Below are 18,413 nucleotides of genomic sequence, written 5' to 3' on the forward strand. Positions count from 1 at the left end.
CCGGGGGATTTCATTTAAGCAGCAACCGCTTGCCGTTTCTCATCTCGCTGAAAGAACAGCAGGTAGAAGACCGGGGCCGCGACCATGGTCAGGACCGTAGCAAAAGCCAGCCCGCCCATGATCGTAACTGCCATCGAGACGAAGAAAGCGTCGGTCAGCAGCGGGGCCATCCCAAGGATCGTTGTAATCGCCGCCAGCATCACCGGCCGCAGACGCGAGACGGATGCTTCGATGATCGACTCCTGCAGCGGTTTGCCCGTCGCGCGGACCAGGTCAATCTCTTCGACCAAAACGATACCATTCTTGATCAGCATCCCCGACAGGCTGAGCAGACCCAGAAGCGCCGTAAAGGTGAACGGCAGTCCGGTGCCCAGCAAACCGATCACCACACCGTTCACAGACATGGGAACCAAAAGCCAGATGATGACCGGTTGGCGGATTGCATTGAACAGCAGCACCGAGATCAGCACCATGATCAACAGGCTCAGTGGCAATTGCCTACCAAGGCTTTCCTGGGCATCGCCCGAGTCCTCGAACTCACCTCCCCATTCCATACGATAGCCGGGTGGCAGATCCATCTCTTCAATCGTTGCGCGCACCTCGGAATGCACCTGCGCTGCGGTCACATCTGGTAGGATATCCGCGCCAACGGTGATTGTCAGAACCCGGTTGCGCCGGTGGACCTCGGTGTTGAGCAACTGGTATTCGAACCCATCCACCATCTGTTCGATGGGCACGAATTGGCCCGACTGATCGGAATATACGACCTGATCGACAATCGAATAGTCACCCTCGGCAGGGCGGCGCAGAATGATCGGTATCAGGCGGTCACGCTCACGCAGGACACCTCCGGTGATGCCGTCGGTCGAGAATTGCAGCGTGGCCGCAATATCCTCACGCGATACGCCAGCCGTCTGCGCGCGTTCGGTCGCGTAGATCGGTTGCACCGCCAGCTCTTTCTCGCGCCAGTCATGATGGATGTTCAGCGCGTTCGGCGTAGCAGCCGCCATGCGTTGAACCGCTTCGTCAGCCAACTGCCGCAGCACGGCTGGGTCGCTACCCGAGAAGCGGGCTTGAATCGGCGTGCCTCCACCCGGACCAAAGACCAGCCGTTTGGTGCGAAACTCGCTTTCAGGGAACTGAGCCACCCCAAAGGCCTCAAGCTCGGCCTGTAGCGTTGGGATATCCTCGAGCGTTTCCGTCCGAATGATCATGTGACCATAGCTCGGGTTCGGGTCCTCAGCGCTGTAGGTCAGCATGAAACGGGTCGCGCCCTGCCCGACAAATGTGGTGACGGACACCACATCGTCACGTTCGGCCAGCCAATCCTCGACCACGGCCATATCTGCTGAGGTACGCGAGATTGGTGTGCCCTGAGGCAGCTTGTAGTGGACAAAGAACAGCGGCGTATTCGAATCCGGGAAGAACTGCTGCTTCATCAAGCCAAAGCCCGCATAACAAGCCACCGTCACAGAGATCAGCCCGGCCACAACGAGCCAGCGGAACCGCAACGCCCAGCGCAGGATCGCACCGTAAACACGGAAAAGAAGGCTGCCATAGGCGTCAACTTCACCCTCTTTGCCTTGCTTGAAGAAGTAATGCGCCAACATCGGGGTTACGGTGATTGCCAGAACCCAGCTAAGCAGCAATGAGATCCCGATAACTGCAAAGAGCGAGAACAGGAATTCTCCGGTCGCATCGGGGCTGAGACCGATGCCCGCAAAGGCCATGATGCCGATGACTGTGGCGCCCAGCAGCGGGATCTGCGTTTTCGAAGCCACCTCATCCGCCGCATCGCGCGAGGATTTGCCGCGTAGCATCGCGATCTGCATGCCCTCGGCCACCACGATGGCATTGTCCACCAGCATCCCCATCGCAATGATCAGGGCACCCAGCGAGATGCGCTCCATCTCAATCGAGAACAGCGCCATGAACAGTAGTGTCCCGACCACGGTCAGCAGAAGTGTCCACCCGACCACAACGGCAGCGCGCCATCCCATAAAGAGACCCAGAACAGCGACCACAATGATCACCGACATGGCGAGGTTCACAAGAAAGTCGTTCGAGGCTTGCTCGACCACCACATGCTGCTGGTAGATAGGCAGAATTTCCACGCCAAAAGGGATTTGCGTATCCAGTTCCGCAAATTTGGCATCCGCGCGTTTGCCGACTTCGACGATATTCTCGGCGGCCAAACCGGCAATGCCCAAAGTAAAGGCCTCGGTCCCATCGAAGCGGATCATGATATCTGGGTCGGTCTGACGGGCGCGGTAGACGTTGGACATGTCAAACAGGTTGATCACCTGTCCTTGCGAGCCGACGGACAACCCGGCGATGGCCGATACACTATCCGACCCTTCGGCTGTCAAAATGGTGGTGCGGTCGTTCTCGGACCGAACCGAGCCGGAGGAGTTGACCGAATCCGCGTTGGCAATTGCCTCGTTGATGGCTTGGATGGGGACGTTCTGGTTCACCGAGATGGACAGATCCGGTTCGATGAAGATCGCCTCTTGCGGCAAGCCCTGAACTTCGACATCGGCAACGCCGTCGACCGTTAACAGCTCACGCCGCAGAAAGGTCGCCAGTTCGTGCTTTTCAGCGTCCGAGAACCCTTCAGCAGTTACCGCATAGAACAAGCCGAACACGTCGCCGAAACCATCATTGACATAGGGCTGGTTTACACCGGATGGCAGGCCCCGCGCCGCATCGCGCACTTTGGCACGCAGGCGCGTCCAGATGGCGGGCAATTCGCTGCCGTCATATGTGGATTTGATCTCAACCTCGATCAGGGACTGCCCCGGCTGGTTCAACGAGGTGATCGTATCCACCTCACCCATTTGCTGGATCGCCGATTCCAGAGGTTCAGAGACTTCCAGCGCCACCTGCTCGGCCGTAGCGCCGGGGTATTGCGTGACGATCACTGCGTTTTTGATTGTAAAAGCCGGGTCTTCCAGGCGCCCCAGGGAAAGGAAGCCCCAAATACCGCCAAACAGGGCGATCAGGATGATCAGCCACGTGTAAAGCGGCCGGTCGATAGATGCGCGTGCAATTCTCATCCGCCCGCCCCTTAGTTCGAGAAGCCGGTGAAACGGCGCACGACTTGGCCGTCTGTCAACGCCGAACCGCCCGCGACAACAACCTCATCGCCATCTTCCAAGCCAGTTAGAACACGGACTTCGCCGGTCTGAGTCGGTTCGATGGTTACGGGTGCAAGGCGTACCGTGCCCTCATCTGCGCCAGCCGGAGAAAAGACCATCACGCCCAGTGCACCATCCGCGCCAGCGACGATGGCAGACGCCGGCAGAACGATCCCCGTGCGGCCATCCCTTACGTGTACGTTTACCGACACGGACGAGCCGGGCAGGATCTGCAGCCCCTCAGGCGGGGTCAGGCCGAACTGAATGCGGAAAGTCTGCCCAACACTTGAGGTCTCAGCGTCGAACTCGCGGATTTCCAGCGGGAAGACCTCGTCGCTTACGGGGAATTTTGCGGTGATCGTGATGTCATCCTGCTGCCCCGAGCGTTGGAACAGGATCTCGGGGACGTCCACCTCGATCCGCAGCTCCGACATATCGTGAATACGCACGATCGGCGTCCCCGCCGACACTGTTGTAAAAGCCTCAACTGCGCGACTTGACACAAGCGCGTCGAACGGGGCTGTCAGTGTCGCGTGTTCCAGCTCGTATTCCGCGTCGCGTACGGCGATAGCGGCCAGTTGCGCTTCGGTTTCGGAATCATCGACTGCCACTTGGCTGGCGGTAGTGCCGCGCAGCCGCGACAGGCGCGCGACGGTGCGGTCAGCCTGTTCTTTCTGCAGGCGGGCGCGATCCAGCCTGAGTTCAAATGGCTCCTGATCCAGACGGGCAATCAGACCGTCCTTTGGGATGACGAACCCCTCGGTGACGGGCATCTCGACAATCTGCCCCGGAACCTGAAAGGCCAAATCAACGGTCTGACGCGCAGCAACGCGGCCGAAAAACTGCCGTGTGAAACCCGGTGCCGTTTCCTGCACCTGCATTAGCTTGACCGGTTTCGCGGTCTCTTGCGCGACAAGCGGCGTCGCCAAAACGGCCAACAGAAGGCCCAGAGAAGTCAGCTGTTTCATTTCTTCAATCCCTCGGGAATTCCCGTTTTCAGTACGTTGTCACGAATCTTGCTCGCCATCCGGGCGAACTCGGCTGTTTCTTCTGCATTCAGGCCAGAGGCCTTGTGAAACAGATCTCCGGCTGCTGACACCAACATGTCACGCGCGCGCTCGCCTTGTTCGGTCAGCACCAGCAACCAGGCACGGCGATCGTTGGGATCGCGCTGGCGCGCCAGATAGCCGGCTTCTTCCAAAGCATCCGCAGTGGCCGTAATTGTGGATGGCACGCTGAGCATATCGGCTGCCAGAACACCCATTCGCTTGGGTTCATCCAGCTTGATCAGCATATGGCATTCCGGGTGGCTCAGGTCAGTTTCGATAGTGTCGAAGGTCTCTTCGAGTTTCCAATAGAGCGCATAGACGCCCATGATGGCCTGAATTTCTGGGCTCAGGCGGCCAAGCCTGTCGCTGATACTGTCTGACATTGAAGAGACTCCGAGACGTCGTTGCGGGTCATATACTTCAAATTATGAACTATTCAATAACTGAAGTGGAGAATCACCCTCCGGCCTAGCTTCCCTCGGGTAACCAAGACTTGATCAAATGCCCCTGTGACTGCATTTTGAGCAAACCCAAAACGTTCAGGACTTGCCATGTATATCCCTGCAATCACCGGTACAGGCGTTTTCACGCCCGAAAACGTCATCACCAATGCCGAGCTGGTGCAAGCCTTCAACGCCTATGCCGATAAGGTGAATGCAGAGAACGCCCAGGCCATCGAAGCCGGACAGATGGAGCCGATGCAGCATTCGTCCGAGGAGTTCATCGTCAAGGCGTCCGGCATCGAAAACCGCTATGTGATGGATAAATCCGGCGTGTTGGACCCCGACACCATGCACCCCGCTTTGCGCCAGCGCGGCGATGACGAGCCAGGGATCATGACCGAAATGGCGGTGGATGCCTGCAACAAAGCACTGGCGCAGGCTGGTCGGACGGCGGCAGATGTCGATCTGGTGATCTGCGCGGCCTCGAACCACGAACGGGCCTACCCGGCCATTGCCATCGAGATACAGCAGGCTTTGGGCATCAAGGGTTTTGGGTTTGACATGAATGTCGCATGTTCCTCGGCCACGTTTGGCATTCAGGCGGCAGCGGATATGGTGCGGTCGGGTTCAGTTCGGTCCGCATTGGTTGTGAACCCCGAGATATGCTCGGGCCATCTGGAATGGCGCGACCGGGATTGCCATTTCATCTTCGGCGATGTGGCCACGGCCACCCTGATCGAACGCATCGAAGACGCGCAAGGCCCGCATTTTGAGGTCCTGTCGACCCGCTGCGCCACCAGTTTCTCGAACAATATCCGCAACAATAACGGCTTTCTGCGCCGCTCGCGCCCTGATGGGATGATCGACCGGCGCGACATGCAGTTCATGCAGAACGGGCGCAAGGTCTTCAAGGAAGTACTGCCCATGGTCAGCCAGCATATCAGCGACCACATGGAGGCCGAAGGCATCGGCAGCGACGACCTGACACGTCTGTGGCTGCATCAGGCCAACAAGACTATGAACGATTTCATCGGCAAGAAGGTCCTTGGACGTGTCCCAGAGGCGGGTGAGCAACCCAACATCTTGCAGGACTATGCCAACACGTCCTCAGCCGGATCGATTATCGCCTTCTCCAAATACTCGGACGATCTTGAGGACGGGGATATCGGGCTGATCTGCTCATTCGGGGCTGGCTATTCGGTTGGCTCCGTAATTGTGAAACGGAAATCCTGATCTGACACTGTATAGTAGAAGCCGTCAGGTGGCGGTGCAAAAAGCACGTTCTAACAACGACCGCCCAAAGGCGCCTGGTGCCAACTCTTAACTGACGCTCTCTTCTTCGAGATGCAGTTTCATCTCGATCAGTACCTGCTGCAAAAGGCTGGTTTCCTTCAGCAGGCGCTTGGCTTCGTTGACGGTAATGATCCCGTCTTCGATGGCCGCCTGATACTCGGTCATCAGCATGGCAAACCGCTGGCTCAGGGCGATGACATCCGCGTTAACGCCACCTGTACGCGGGGAATCCGTATTGCGATCCCCGTAAGACAGGGTGATGTTCTTCAGATCCGCCAGTGCCGAGGTAACATGCGGATAGTTGGCCGCGTTCTCTAGCCGCGCCACCGCGTCAACGGGCATGAACCGATCCGCGTGTTCCGAGTTGTCCGAATAGTAGCGGCCGAGCGTTGCCTTTGATTTGCCTGTGATCTCGCACGCGGCTTCAATCCCGACATCTTTCACCAAGGCTTCGGTGTGTTTCTTAAGATAGGCCCCGATATCTGCCATAGTTCTACCTTTGCTACCTGCACGCGCCGCCCCTTCTGTCCGTTTTGGGGGAAAGCGTAGGGAAATTTCCCATAACCGAGTCATAATTGAAATGCCATAAATTAACTATCCCTCAGATATGCGAGGGTTTTGTGAGTGAGTGGCGGCCGTTCAGTGCCGGTAATGAGTAATCGTGAGGCAATATTGTTCAGCCTCACTCCGTTTTGGTCACATGTTGACCGACGGCGTCGCTGTTGCATGCGCAAGGTTCCATCCCCAAAGAGCATCTGCTCGGCCTCTGCAATGGTAACGGCGACGTCGCTTCCCCCTGCTCGATTGATGGCTTGTTCGATTGGCGTCCGCGCTTTAGACCCGCCGCATGGCAAAACTGTATTTCAACTACTCGACGATGAATGCGGGCAAATCGACCGTATTGCTGCAGGCCTCGCACAATTACCGCGAGCGCGGCATGAAGACCTATCTGATGACCGCCGCCGTGGACGGGCGCGCCGGTGTGGGGCGGATCGCCTCACGTATCGGGATTTCAGAAGAGGCCGATACCTTCCGCCCGGAGGATGACGTTTTTGCCATGATCGAAACGCGCCAGAAGGCCGATCAGATCGCCTGTGTCTTTGTGGACGAGGCCCAGTTTCTGTCCGAGGATCAGGTCTGGCAACTGGCTCGCGCCGTGGATGACCTGAAGCTCCCAGTGCTGGCTTATGGCTTAAGGGTAGATTTCCAGGGCAAACTCTTCCCCGGTTCAGCCGCCTTGCTGGCGTTGGCCGATGAGATGCGAGAGGTCCGCACCATCTGCGAATGCGGACGCAAGGCCACGATGGTGATTCGGCAGGACGAGAATGGCCGTGCGATCACCGAGGGTGCTCAGGTTCAGATCGGCGGGAACGAGACCTATGTCTCGCTCTGCCGCAAACACTGGCGCGAGGCGGTCGGCGACTAGACCGGATTCGGCAAGTCGCACCCGGCGACAAAGGCGGCCACATTGTCCAGAGCCATATGCCCCATGCCAGTTCGCACCTCTTCGGTGGCAGTGCCAAGATGCGGCAGCAGGGTGACGTTCTGCATCTCGCGCAGTTCCTGCGGCACGGCCGGCTCGAACTCGTAAACATCCAGCCCGGCCCCTGCGATCTGCCCTGCTTGCAGCGCGCTGATCAGAGCGGTCTCATCTACCACTTCGCCCCTCGCGATGTTCACCAGTATAGCTGAGGGGTTCATGGCCTCGAGCACTGCAGCATTGATCAGATGGCGTGTCTCAGCCCCGCCCGGAACGGCCAGAACAACATAATCGACCGAGGCCGCAAGTGCCGAGAGATCGGGGATGTACTCTGCCTCAAACTCCAACTGCTTGGCACTGCGGGATTGATAAGCGACATGCATGCCAAACCCGAAGTGACAGCGCCGCGCGATGGCCTGACCGATGCGACCCATGCCGACGATCCCCACTCGTTTGCCCGTTACATGATGCCCCAGCATCTGCGTGGGATGCCAACCCTGCCAGTTATTGGCCCGCACCAGACGCTCCCCCTCACCCGCGCGGCGCGCCGTCGAGAGCAACAAGGTCATGGCGATATCGGCGGTCGCGTCGGTGACCGCTCCGGGCGTGTTGGTGACACCGATGCCTAAAGCGCGCGCAGCCTCGACATTGATATGATTGTAGCCGACGCCGAAATTGGCCAGCAGCTTGCAGCGCGGCTCAGGCACTTTAGCGAAGATCTCGGCCGAGAACAGGTCGCCCAGAGTGGGTACGACCACGTCATACGCCTGCAACGCCCGCACCATCTCATCCTCGGAAAGCGGAGTGGTTGCGGGGCGAACCTCAACATCGAACTCAGCGGCGGCCCGCTCTTCGACCGCTGGAGTCATAGGGCGTGTGATCCAGAGTTTCATCAGTGCATCCTTCCGCCAACGGGGACTTTGCCATCCGGGCCGATCAACACGATCTCACCTTTTTCATCCGGCAGGCCAAGGACCAGAACCTCGGACATGAATTTCCCGATCTGGCGTGGCGGGAAGTTGACCACAGCCATCACCTGCTTGCCGATCAGTGTCGACGGATCGTAATGCGCGGTGATCTGGGCCGAGGTTTTGCGCTCGCCAATCTCGTCGCCGAAATCGATCCAGATCTTGATCGCGGGCTTGCGGGCTTCGGGATAGGGCTCGGCGCGGATGACCTCACCGACGCGGATGTCGACCTTCAGGAAGTCATCGAAGGAAATCTCACTCACGGCCCAACTCCTTGGAACGGTCGGTCGCGGCCTTGACGGCCCTGTGCAGCAGATTTGGGAAACCCTCTGCTTCGTGCATCAGAACCTCTAGCGCGGCCTGTGTTGTGCCATTGGGCGAGGTCACGTTGACCCGCAGTTGGGAGGGGTCTTCCTCGGCGGCCATGGCCAAGGCACCGGCGCCGGCGACCGTGGATTTCGCCAGCTTCATGGCCAGCTCATGCGGCAGACCCTGCGCCTGCCCTGCGGCGGCCAGTGTTTCGATCAAGTGGAATACATAGGCCGGGCCAGAGCCGCTGACGCCGGTGACCGCATCTATCTGAGCCTCATCCGACAGGCGCACGGTTTCCCCAATCGCCGACAGCAGGTTTTCCGCGAGGTCCAAATCGTCACCGGACACATGTGCGTTGCCGATCATCGCCGTGATACCCTGACGGATCGCCGCCGGTGTGTTCGGCATTGCCCTCACAATCGGGGTGCCTTCGCCCAGCACGTCTTCGAACGTTGCAATCGAGGTGCCCGCTGCAACGGAAACGAACAGGCTGCCACCACCACCGAGGGCCTGAATCGCAGGCAGCGCCTCACCCATCATTTGCGGTTTGACGGCCACCAGCACGACTGCGGGGGATTCGGGCAGTGGCGTGTTGATGTTGACGCCCTGCGCTTTCAGCCAGTCCGAGGGGTAAGGATCAATCACCCAAACGGAAGCGGCGGGCAGGCCGTGATCCAGCCAACCCGCCAACATCGCGGACCCCATCTTTCCGCAACCCAATAACACAAGGCCCTGCTCGGCCACGCGCGACATGTCCATCTGTGCCCCTCCCCTATTCAACGGTTCAGGGCAAAGGTTTACGCTCGGCCGTAGGCCTCTGCAATGGCGACTTGCATCGCCTCTTCCGGATCGCGATTGCCCCAGGTGACCAGCTGAATCGCCGGGTAGTAGCGCTCGGCGCTCAACACCGCGGCGTTGATCATCGTGTCGATCTGATCGGGGCTTGCGGTCTGACCACCGGCCAGAACCAGGCCGTAGCGATAGACCATCAGCTTCTGGTTCGCCCAATAGGTGAACGCGCCCGCCCAGCACTGATCATTCATTTTGTTGAGCAGCTCATACAGCTCACTCTCACGCTCGGCCGGAGGCTCCATCTCGAATGAGCAAACCATGCGCAGCGTTTCGTCATAGTTGGACCAGGCCAACGTGATCGAATAGGTTCGCCACTGTCCTTCGACGGCCATGGCGATCTGATCGTCACCGATGCGGTCAAAATCCCAGTCGTGATGTTCGGCCAGATGTTCAACAATATCGATTGGATGAAGGTCTTCTTCGAGAAACTGCTCGGAAAGGGCCATAATGCCACCTCACTACTCTCTAGCATTTCGGGGCTGGCAGCGCCCCAGCGCTAGTTGCCTGCTCTACAAGCCGGGCTTCCCCCTTAAGCCTGTACCAAATATGGTGCGCCGCGAGAGGGTGTCTGGCAACCCCATTTCTTGGGGATAACAGCAATAAGTTGTGGACAGTCGGCAACGACAATCAAAATATTGGCGCGTCATGCAGCTTTGCCTTGATTAATTTCTGCAAAGCGGCATGATACACAACACCGCACAATCCGACCCTGGATTGCGCGGCGCTAATCTTGTCTTCAAAATCTGGATATCGGCGTTACTTGTCCAGTTTCGCCTCAAGCGCGGCGATGCGCGCCTCAAGCGCGGCGTTCTCTTCGCGGGCCTTCTGGGCCATGGCGCGCACAGCGTCGAATTCTTCACGCGTTACGAAATCGCGGTCGGCCAGCCAACGGTCGATCATCGACTTCATCGCATTCTCAGCCTCTTCGCGTGCGCCCTGCGCCACACCCATGGCGTTGGTCATCAGCTGGGAAACGTCGTCGAGGATCTTGTTGCGGGTTTGCATGGCTTTTCTCCGAAATCGCGGTTGTATCCTATATGGGGAAGGAATGGCGCAGGCTCAAGGTTGACTTGCCCTGCAAACCCCGGGCAATGAGACGCACATGCAGGCTGTTCTGAATTTCCCCGATCTGTCGCCCGAGCTGTTCTCGATCTCACTGTTCGGGATGGAGTTCGCGCTCAGGTGGTACGCGCTGGCTTACATTGTCGGCATTCTGATTGCCTGGCGTCTGGCCGTGATGGCCCTACGGCGTCCGGCCCTTTGGCGCAATGAGACGCCACCCATGAAGCCCGAACAGTTGGATGACCTGCTGACCTGGATCATCATCGGCGTCATTCTCGGTGGGCGGCTGGGTTTTGTGCTGTTCTATCAACCGGTCTACTACTTGTCGCACCCGGCGGATATCCTAAAGGTCTGGCAAGGCGGCATGGCCTTTCACGGCGGGCTGCTGGGGGTGATCGTCGCCTCATACCTCTATGGTCGCCGTCACAACATTTCGACCCTGTCGCTAGGCGATTTGGTGGCCTATACCGTCCCGCCCGGCCTGTTGCTGGGGCGGCTTGCCAATTTCATCAACGCCGAGCTTTGGGGCCGACCAAGCGAGTTGCCCTGGGCCGTGATTTTTCCCGGCTTCGCAGCGCAGGACTGCCCCGGTGTCGTGCCAGGCATGTGCGCCCGTCACCCCTCACAGCTATACGAAGCCGCGCTTGAGGGTGTCTTATTGGGCGCAGTCCTTCTGTGGCTGGTCTACCGGCGCGGCGCGTTTCGGAAACCCGGACTGATCATGGGCGTTTTCCTGGCAGGCTACGGGGCGTCCCGTTTCGTGGTCGAGTTCGTCCGTCAGCCCGATGCGCAGTTCATCTCGCCCGGCAACCCGCTTGGGCTGGCGTGGCATATCGGCGGCTACGGCCTGACAATGGGGCAAATCCTGTCTCTACCAATGATTGCCTTAGGTCTGTGGTTCGCCCTGCGCGCCCGGCGAACGGCATGAGCCTGCACGAACTCCTGATCGCCCGAATCCGGCAAGACGGCCCGATGACGCTGGCCAATTACATGACCGAATGCCTGCTACATCCAACTTTGGGCTATTACTCAACGCGCGATCCGTTCGGCGCGCAGGGGGACTTCACGACTGCACCGGAAATCAGTCAGATGTTCGGCGAGTTAATCGGGCTATCACTGGCGCAAAGCTGGAAGGACCAGGGGCAGCCATCAACGTTTGCACTGGCCGAACTTGGACCGGGTCGCGGTACGCTGATGGCGGATATCCTACGGGCAACCCGCTCGCTTCCCGGTTTTCATACGGCGGCCAAGGTTGTTCTACTGGAAGCCTCCGAGACGCTCCGAGACGTGCAAAAGGCAACCCTGAAAGATCAAAATCCGCAGTGGATCAGCGATGTGGCGGAGCTGCCGGACTTGCCGATGTTTCTGGTGGCGAATGAGTTCTTTGACGCGCTCCCCATCCGCCAATTCCTGCGCGACGGCCCTGCTTGGCGCGAACGATTGATCGGAGAGGCCGATGGCGCGCTGAGTTTTGGCCTTGGCCCCGCTGCGCCGCATACTGCGCTGCAGGACAGGCTGTCCGATACGCGAGACGGGGATCTCGTCGAACTCTGCGCACCTGCCATTCCGATTCTGACCATCCTCGCCAGCCGAATCGCGCAGAACGGAGGGGCAGCTCTGATCGTGGACTATGGTGACTGGCGCTCGTTTGGCGATACGCTTCAGGCCCTAAAGGCGCATGAGCGTGTGGACCCTCTGCAAACCCCCGGTCAGGCAGACCTGACCGCGCATGTGGATTTTGAGCCCCTTGCGCTCGCGGCAAAGGCCGCAGGCTGTGCTCATACCCGCCTGACACCACAGGGCATTTTTCTGGAACGTCTGGGAATCACCGCCCGTGCACGGGCTCTGGCCAAGGGTATAGGCGGCTCCAAGCTTGATGAACTGGTGGCCGCACATCGCCGGTTGACGCATCCCGATGAAATGGGAAATCTGTTCAAAGTGCTGGGCCTCTACCCGCCCCAAGCTGCGCCTCCACCGGGACTGGAACCATGACTTTGGAAATTCTCACGTCGGATATGCTGGCCCCCGTAAAACACGGCTTTTTCAGCCGCAGAGGCGGCGCATCCTCGGGTGTCTTCGCTGGATTGAACTGCGGTTATGGATCATCCGATCAGACCGAGATCGTCGCCCTGAATCGCCGACGAGTTGCTGACGCGATGGATGTCACCCCCGAGGCGCTGGTTGGTATTCATCAGGTGCATTCACCCGACGTGGTGACCGTCGATGCGCCCCTTACGGGTGACAAACCTAAGGCGGATGCGCTTGTGACCGCCACGCCCGGGTTGGCGCTGACCATTCTGACCGCGGACTGCCAGCCTGTGCTATTCTGCGACCCTGACGCGAACGTGATCGGCGCCGCCCATGCTGGCTGGCGCGGAGCTTTGGACGGTGTCTTAGAGGCCACATTGGACGCGATGGAGGCATTGGGCGCCACGCGAGAAAACACACGTGCCGTGATCGGGCCATCCATTTCGCAGGCTGCCTATGAGGTCGGCCCCGAGTTTCTGGATGCGTTCATGGCAGAGTCTCCAGAAAACAGCCGATTCTTCGCCAATGGAACCGAGGACCGGATGCAATTTGATTTGCCAGCCTTTGGCCTGCATAAACTGCGCCAAGCGGGTGTCGGGCAGGCAGAATGGACCCGGCACTGTACTTATTCCGATCCAGATCGCTTTTATTCATACCGCCGGACAACACACGCCAAAGAGGCGGATTACGGGCGTTTGATTTCGGCGATCAGATTGTAGATTAGGCCCCAATTAAGGCAAGACCGCCACCTTTCCGCCACATTTATTGTGTTTATCTGACTCAGAATCGTAGTGAATTTTGTGCCAGTACTCAGAAGGTTATCTGTCTTTGCCGACAAATGAATGCTGGCACCTCAAACAGAGGAACCGCCAACCTTTATTTTTTGTCCGTTTTTGATCCCGGTTAAGCCTTATCCCTGCCGCAAACACGCGGCACGTTAAGTCTACACACACGGAATGAGGCTCAGACCTCCGATCGAGCAGGACCAGAAAATGAAACAGAAATCTCGCTTTCTCAGCGCGGTCATTCAGGCCGCACAGGACCCAAAACTGGACATGCCGTGGAAGCGAATTTCAAGCCATTCTGTCAGGGTTGCCCGCCGTCTGGCGACGCGACGCTGAAACAGAAAGCCAACGGAACCAAGCTGCCGGTTCCATTGGTCAACGCGCACCGGGTAGTGCTCCGGTCCGGTGTGCGGGGGATGCAACAAAAAACTGCATCCTGAGTTCGGAGCGTGTTTGTGGGCATTTTCGCCCGCGCTGTACGAGTTTGTCTGGGGGGTCAATGGATTGACCAATGGAATGCGAAATTGCTTCGCTGTGCGCTGCGGCCATCGCCGGTGCCCAGAGGTTACCCATTTATTTCAAGACAAAGAACCGAACCGACAGATGGGCCTGCATGGGGGTATGCCCCGTCTGATCCGGTTCTAAAAGGAACGGAATATTAATGACTATTCCAAAATCACTGGCCATTGCTGCCAGAAATGCTGTCGAAACCTCGGTATTGCTCCGCGACACTCCGCGTCCGACTACAAAACAAAAAGCCCAATTGCGCCGTTACGAAGTGAGCGCCCTGCTCAAAAACGGTGACATCGCGCAAACACGGCATATCGCACCTGCTCTGCCGATGTTCGAGGACGCCTTTTGCGCCTTCTCACGGGGGTCGCTTGTGGAAACCGAACAAGGGCCGATGGCGATCGAGGATCTGTTGCCCGGCGACACGGTACTAACGCAGGATGGGACCTCCGAGACCGTTTTGTGGAAGGGCTCGGTGACGCTGATACCGGGTCGCGAGGATTCTCGCGGGCGCACTCGTCCGTTGACCCGCATCATGGCCGATACATTTGGCATGCAGAAGCCAATGTCCGGTGTGATTGCCGGACCTGCCGCGCGCCTGCTTGGCACGCCAGCCCATTTGCGGCACCTACATGGAGGGTCACCGATTCTGGCGCCTGTGGCCGAATTTCAGGACGGAATGGGTGTTGTGGAAACAATGCCGCCAACTCCGGTGGAATTGTTTCACATTTGCCTGAAAAAACACTCCGTCATCCGTGTAGACGGCCTGCCCTTTGAAACCTATCATCCAGGTGCTAATGCGGTTCGCATGATCAGCCATTCGTTACGGTCGATCTATCTGAACCTGTTCGCGCATATCGAATCGTTGAACGATTTTGGCCCGTTGCTTATGCCGCGCGCCGGAGACGGAGAGATCGACGCGATATCGGCGTGAAGTGTTAAAGAGTACTGCAGAGTGGGGGCTTTATGCAGATTTTGATAGGATGGGCTTTGACCCTGGCGGTGGTGGCTATGCTGCCACCCTGCCCAACAGAAACACGACGGATGTGGTTTAGGCCGAGCGGTTCATTCGGTCTTCCAGCACATCGAACGGGACGCCTGGGTCGTCTTTTGCGCCGCGGATAACAAGCGATGTCTTGACGCTGGCCACGTTTGGCGTGGTCAGTAGTTCTCCGGTCAGGAACTGCTGAAAACTGCTGAGGTCGGGCGCGACGCATTTCAGGATGAAGTCAACCTCGCCGTTCAGCATGTGACACTCACGGACCAGCGGCCATAGTCCGCATTGCGCCTCGAACGCGCTGAGTTCCGATTCAGCCTGGCTGTCCAATCCAACCATCGCAAAGACCTGAACTTCGAACCCAAGCTCGCGGGCGTTCACTTCAGCGTGGTAGCCGGTGATATAACCCGATTCCTCCAACGTCCGGACGCGGCGCAGGCACGGAGGGGCCGAGATACCGACCCTTTTGGCCAATTCCACATTGGTCATGCGACCGTCCGCCTGCAATTCCGCCAGAATCTTGCGATCGATTTCATCCAGCCGGGTCGTGACCATAAAACGCTCCTGATTTTTCGGTTCTTATATCAGCACCCAGCCCACGCGCAATAATGTTTCGTAGCTGCGCAATTTTCTTTGTTTTCAAATCGCTCATTTGCGCAGAGTCATTCCAATAAGGCATATCAGCTTCCCTTCATGAAGGGGCTTTAAGCCATGCCCGCCCATCGCTATATCCTTGCGACGGGCAAAAGGCCCAATTCAGGCAGTTCGAGCGGGGGTACCATGGCCGACACACGACACACCAAGGTTCTGATCATCGGGTCGGGGCCCGCAGGCTATACAGCCGGGGTTTATGCAAGCCGCGCGATGCTGGAACCCATCCTGGTGCAAGGGATCGAGCCCGGCGGCCAGCTGACAACCACCACCGAGGTCGAAAACTGGCCCGGCGATACCGAGGTCCAAGGCCCCGATCTGATGGTCCGCATGCAGGACCACGCCAAGGCTATGGGCTGTGAGGTCATCGGCGATATCATCAGCGATCTGGATGTCTCGAAACGTCCGTTCACCGCAAAAGGGGATAGCGGCACGGTTTACACCGCTGATGCGGTCATTCTGGCAACCGGCGCTCGGGCCAAATGGCTTGGCCTGCCATCGGAAGAGAAATTCAAAGGCTTCGGCGTCTCGGCCTGCGCGACCTGCGACGGGTTCTTCTATCGCGGGCAAGAGATCGTTGTAATCGGTGGCGGCAACACCGCCGTGGAAGAGGCTCTGTTCCTCACTAATTTCGCCAGCAAGGTGACCTTGATCCACCGCCGCGACGAGTTGCGGGCGGAAAAGATCCTGCAGGATCGCCTGATGAAGAATGAAAAGATCGAACCGCTCTGGTTCCACGAACTGGACGAGGTCATCGGGACCGACGCGCCCTTGGGCGTCGAAGGCGTGCGGGTCAAGAACGTGAAAACGGGCGAGATCTCTGAAATTCCGTGCAAGGGCGTTTTTGTCGCCATCGGCCATGCCCCGGCCAACGAATTGGTCAAGGACACGCTGGAAACCCATATGGGCGGTTATGTCGTCACCAAGCCGGGATCGACCGAGACCTCGGTTCCGGGCGTTTTCGCAGCAGGTGATCTGACAGATCACATTTACCGTCAGGCCGTCACAAGCGCAGGCATGGGCTGCATGGCCGCTCTGGACGCCGAACGCTTTCTGGCCGAACAGGATTAAGGGGCCACAGGGTCAGGCCACACCGACTTGACCCTATCCCCGCGCGGCCTCACACTGGTGCAAAACATGAGGGTCGCGCGTGGTCACAACGGACAACGCTCTTTGGCGTGGCGGGTGGTCAACCCGGCTTAGGATCGGCAGCGGGCTGGTCCTTTTTGTCTTTGCCTTCTTCCATTTTCTGAACATCGGCCTGGGCCTGTTTCACACCGACTATCTGCATGGCATGCAAGATGGTCGAAAGGCCGTAACCCGCCACGACGCCATGAGCGCGCTTCTCTACCTTGCGCTGATCATACATTCGGGCCTTGCGCTAACGTCGATCATACAACGACGGACCTTGCGCATGCCGTTCAGCTCAGCCCTCCAAATCGTGCTGGGGCTGCTGATCCCGATCCAGCTGATCGTCCACATCATTCACACGCGGTACGCGCATGAGATCTACGATGTGAATGACGAAATGGGCTATATCATCATTCTAATGTGGCCAAGCTCTGCGATTTGGATGCAAAGCCTGCTGTTGCTGATCGTGTGGGTACATGGCTGCATCGGGTTGCACATGTGGCTGCGGTTGACCCGGTGGTGGGGCAAGACCCTGCCCTACCTGATCGGTCTTGCGGTTTTTGTCCCCTGTTTCGCCCTCGCCGGTGTGCTGACCGAGGGGCGCCGGATCTGGGCCGATTTTGCCGATGACTTCCTGCGCGAACAGTATATCGAACACTATAACTGGCCCTCGGCCGAGGCCTTTGAGGCCATGTTCCGCGTCGAAGACAACGCCATGACGGGGTTTTGGGCCGCACTCGGGGCCACGGCGGCCTTCTATCTTGGCCGCAAGCTGTGGAGACGTCGGCATTCCGTGCAGGTCACCTATGCCCGAGGGCCCGAGGTTTTTGCCGAGAAAGGCATGACGCTGCTTGAGATGTCTCAGGCCAACGGAATTCCGCATGCCGCCCTATGTGGCGGCAAGGGCCGCTGCACCACCTGCCGCGTGATCGTTGAGGATGGCGGAGATCACCTGCCCCCGCCCAGCGAGATCGAAGCCCGCAGTCTGGCCGCTGTTGGGGCCTCGGCGCAGACGCGTCTGGCCTGTCAGATGCGCCCGACCGAGCCGGTAAAGGTCTTTCGTGTTTTCCGCCCCGACGGCAAGCACGACCGGGCTCATGCCAGTCAGGGGCAGGAACGTCAGTTGGCCGTGCTGTTTCTGGACATGCGCGGTTTTACCGCCCGAACGGCGGGGCAACTACCCTATGATATCGTCTTCCTTCTTAACAGGTTCTTTGATGCGATTGTGCCTTCGATCACCTCTCAAGGCGGGGTCGTCGACAAATATATGGGGGATGGGTTGCTGGCGGTTTTTGACAAACCCGACCCCCAGCAATCCGCCCGCGCCGGGCTGAAAGCCGCGATTGAGATCAGCCATGCGCTGGAACAATTCAACCGGCAGCTTTCATCCGAAGATAGCCCGCATATCCGCATCGGCATGGGGCTGCATCTGGGCGATCTTGTGCTTGGGGAAATTGGTGCGGCCGGTCATGCCGCGCAAACCATCATCGGGGACGCGGTGAATGTCGCCAGCCGCCTTGAGGCCGAAACAAAGCCGCTGGGGGTTGAGCTACTGGTGTCCGCCGAGCTGCTACAGGCCGCCGAGATGGATATCTCGGACGATCGTATTCAGCCCTTCAATCTGCGCGGCGTGTCGGAACCCGTTCCCGCCCTGCCGGTGCCCCGCGCCGCAGAACTGGAAACGACCTGAGACAACAGGAACACGCATACTTACT

The 18,413-nt window shown here is 58.7% G+C and carries 19 protein-coding genes; 9 read left to right on the forward strand and 10 right to left on the reverse strand.

What is annotated here, in order from left to right; translation table 11 throughout:
- Positions 1-14: 14 nt before the first annotated feature.
- The 3 genes from ACR0NO_RS03770 to ACR0NO_RS03780 are packed head-to-tail and all read right to left on the reverse strand — an operon-like array spanning position 15 to position 4,569.
- Entirely contained in the window at positions 15-3,056 is a 3,042-nt protein-coding gene (locus ACR0NO_RS03770) for an efflux RND transporter permease subunit (RefSeq protein WP_480723025.1), read from the reverse strand.
- An 11-nt stretch (positions 3,057-3,067) separates the two neighbouring features.
- Positions 3,068-4,105, reverse strand: a complete 1,038-nt coding sequence (locus ACR0NO_RS03775) for an efflux RND transporter periplasmic adaptor subunit (RefSeq protein WP_480723026.1) — start codon at positions 4,103-4,105, stop codon at positions 3,068-3,070.
- Positions 4,102-4,569 carry a MarR family transcriptional regulator gene (locus ACR0NO_RS03780; RefSeq protein WP_170718857.1) on the reverse strand — a complete coding sequence of 156 codons (468 nt, stop codon included), beginning with the start codon at positions 4,567-4,569 and terminating at the stop codon, positions 4,102-4,104. Before ACR0NO_RS03780 ends, ACR0NO_RS03775 begins: the two co-directional genes overlap by 4 nt.
- A gap of 168 nt (positions 4,570-4,737) precedes the next feature.
- Between ACR0NO_RS03780 and ACR0NO_RS03785 the strand changes: the two genes are divergently transcribed.
- Positions 4,738-5,862 (forward strand): beta-ketoacyl-ACP synthase III, encoded by a 1,125-nt coding sequence (locus tag ACR0NO_RS03785; protein WP_480723027.1) that lies wholly within the window; start codon positions 4,738-4,740, stop codon positions 5,860-5,862.
- Between the two features lie 87 nt (positions 5,863-5,949).
- Here ACR0NO_RS03785 and ACR0NO_RS03790 read toward each other — a convergent pair whose 3' ends face one another.
- Positions 5,950-6,411 (reverse strand): hypothetical protein, encoded by a 462-nt coding sequence (locus ACR0NO_RS03790; protein ID WP_170374695.1) that lies wholly within the window; start codon positions 6,409-6,411, stop codon positions 5,950-5,952.
- A gap of 358 nt (positions 6,412-6,769) precedes the next feature.
- On the opposite strand from ACR0NO_RS03790, the gene ACR0NO_RS03795 reads away from it, so the two are divergent.
- The gene (locus ACR0NO_RS03795) at positions 6,770-7,348 is read left to right on the forward strand and encodes a thymidine kinase (protein ID WP_480675852.1); all 579 of its coding nucleotides are present in this window, start codon (positions 6,770-6,772) and stop codon (positions 7,346-7,348) included.
- On the opposite strand, the gene ACR0NO_RS03800 is transcribed toward ACR0NO_RS03795, so the two are convergent.
- From ACR0NO_RS03800 to ACR0NO_RS03820, 5 genes are all read right to left on the reverse strand, one after another.
- Entirely contained in the window at positions 7,345-8,295 is a 951-nt protein-coding gene (locus ACR0NO_RS03800; protein ID WP_480723028.1) for a 2-hydroxyacid dehydrogenase, read from the reverse strand. The genes ACR0NO_RS03795 and ACR0NO_RS03800 overlap by 4 nt on opposite strands.
- Positions 8,295-8,633, reverse strand: a complete 339-nt coding sequence (locus ACR0NO_RS03805; protein WP_170527202.1) for a tRNA-binding protein — start codon at positions 8,631-8,633, stop codon at positions 8,295-8,297. Before ACR0NO_RS03805 ends, ACR0NO_RS03800 begins: the two co-directional genes overlap by 1 nt.
- A complete protein-coding gene (proC, locus tag ACR0NO_RS03810; protein ID WP_170460524.1) occupies positions 8,626-9,441 on the reverse strand; it encodes a pyrroline-5-carboxylate reductase in 816 nt (271 codons plus the stop codon). Before proC ends, ACR0NO_RS03805 begins: the two co-directional genes overlap by 8 nt.
- 38 nt (positions 9,442-9,479) lie before the next feature.
- Complete coding sequence (locus ACR0NO_RS03815) at positions 9,480-9,980, reverse strand: type III secretion system chaperone family protein (RefSeq protein WP_170468281.1); 501 nt, start codon at positions 9,978-9,980, stop codon at positions 9,480-9,482.
- Between the two features lie 310 nt (positions 9,981-10,290).
- Complete coding sequence (locus ACR0NO_RS03820; protein ID WP_050604795.1) at positions 10,291-10,539, reverse strand: accessory factor UbiK family protein; 249 nt, start codon at positions 10,537-10,539, stop codon at positions 10,291-10,293.
- A gap of 97 nt (positions 10,540-10,636) precedes the next feature.
- Here ACR0NO_RS03820 and lgt point away from each other — a divergent pair, with 97 nt between their 5' ends.
- The 5 genes from lgt to ACR0NO_RS03845 all read left to right on the forward strand — a co-directional run bounded on the left by lgt (position 10,637) and on the right by ACR0NO_RS03845 (position 14,853).
- The gene (gene lgt, locus ACR0NO_RS03825; protein ID WP_480723029.1) at positions 10,637-11,524 is read left to right on the forward strand and encodes a prolipoprotein diacylglyceryl transferase; all 888 of its coding nucleotides are present in this window, start codon (positions 10,637-10,639) and stop codon (positions 11,522-11,524) included.
- Entirely contained in the window at positions 11,521-12,588 is a 1,068-nt protein-coding gene (locus ACR0NO_RS03830) for a class I SAM-dependent methyltransferase (RefSeq protein WP_480723030.1), read from the forward strand. The genes lgt and ACR0NO_RS03830 overlap by 4 nt, the downstream gene beginning before the upstream one ends.
- Positions 12,585-13,343 carry a peptidoglycan editing factor PgeF gene (pgeF, locus tag ACR0NO_RS03835; protein WP_480723031.1) on the forward strand — a complete coding sequence of 253 codons (759 nt, stop codon included), beginning with the start codon at positions 12,585-12,587 and terminating at the stop codon, positions 13,341-13,343. The genes ACR0NO_RS03830 and pgeF overlap by 4 nt, the downstream gene beginning before the upstream one ends.
- Positions 13,344-13,616: 273 nt before the next feature.
- A complete protein-coding gene (locus tag ACR0NO_RS03840) occupies positions 13,617-13,745 on the forward strand; it encodes a hypothetical protein (RefSeq protein WP_480564292.1) in 129 nt (42 codons plus the stop codon).
- 325 nt (positions 13,746-14,070) lie between these two features.
- On the forward strand, positions 14,071-14,853 hold the full coding sequence (locus ACR0NO_RS03845) for a Hint domain-containing protein (RefSeq protein WP_480564289.1): 783 nt from the start codon (positions 14,071-14,073) through the stop codon (positions 14,851-14,853).
- Between the two features lie 117 nt (positions 14,854-14,970).
- Here the strand turns inward: ACR0NO_RS03845 and ACR0NO_RS03850 are convergent, their stop codons facing one another.
- Positions 14,971-15,471: an Lrp/AsnC family transcriptional regulator gene (locus ACR0NO_RS03850; RefSeq protein WP_170637470.1), complete on the reverse strand. Its 501-nt coding sequence runs from the start codon at positions 15,469-15,471 to the stop codon at positions 14,971-14,973.
- 225 nt (positions 15,472-15,696) lie between these two features.
- Between ACR0NO_RS03850 and trxB the strand changes: the two genes are divergently transcribed.
- Together trxB and ACR0NO_RS03860 are read left to right on the forward strand one after the other, a co-directional pair.
- Entirely contained in the window at positions 15,697-16,638 is a 942-nt protein-coding gene (gene trxB / locus ACR0NO_RS03855) for a thioredoxin-disulfide reductase (protein WP_170460512.1), read from the forward strand.
- A gap of 79 nt (positions 16,639-16,717) precedes the next feature.
- Positions 16,718-18,388 carry an adenylate/guanylate cyclase domain-containing protein gene (locus ACR0NO_RS03860; RefSeq protein WP_480723032.1) on the forward strand — a complete coding sequence of 557 codons (1,671 nt, stop codon included), beginning with the start codon at positions 16,718-16,720 and terminating at the stop codon, positions 18,386-18,388.
- Positions 18,389-18,413 lie beyond the last annotated feature (25 nt).

It is taken from the genome of Ruegeria sp. CL3, assembly GCF_056536505.1.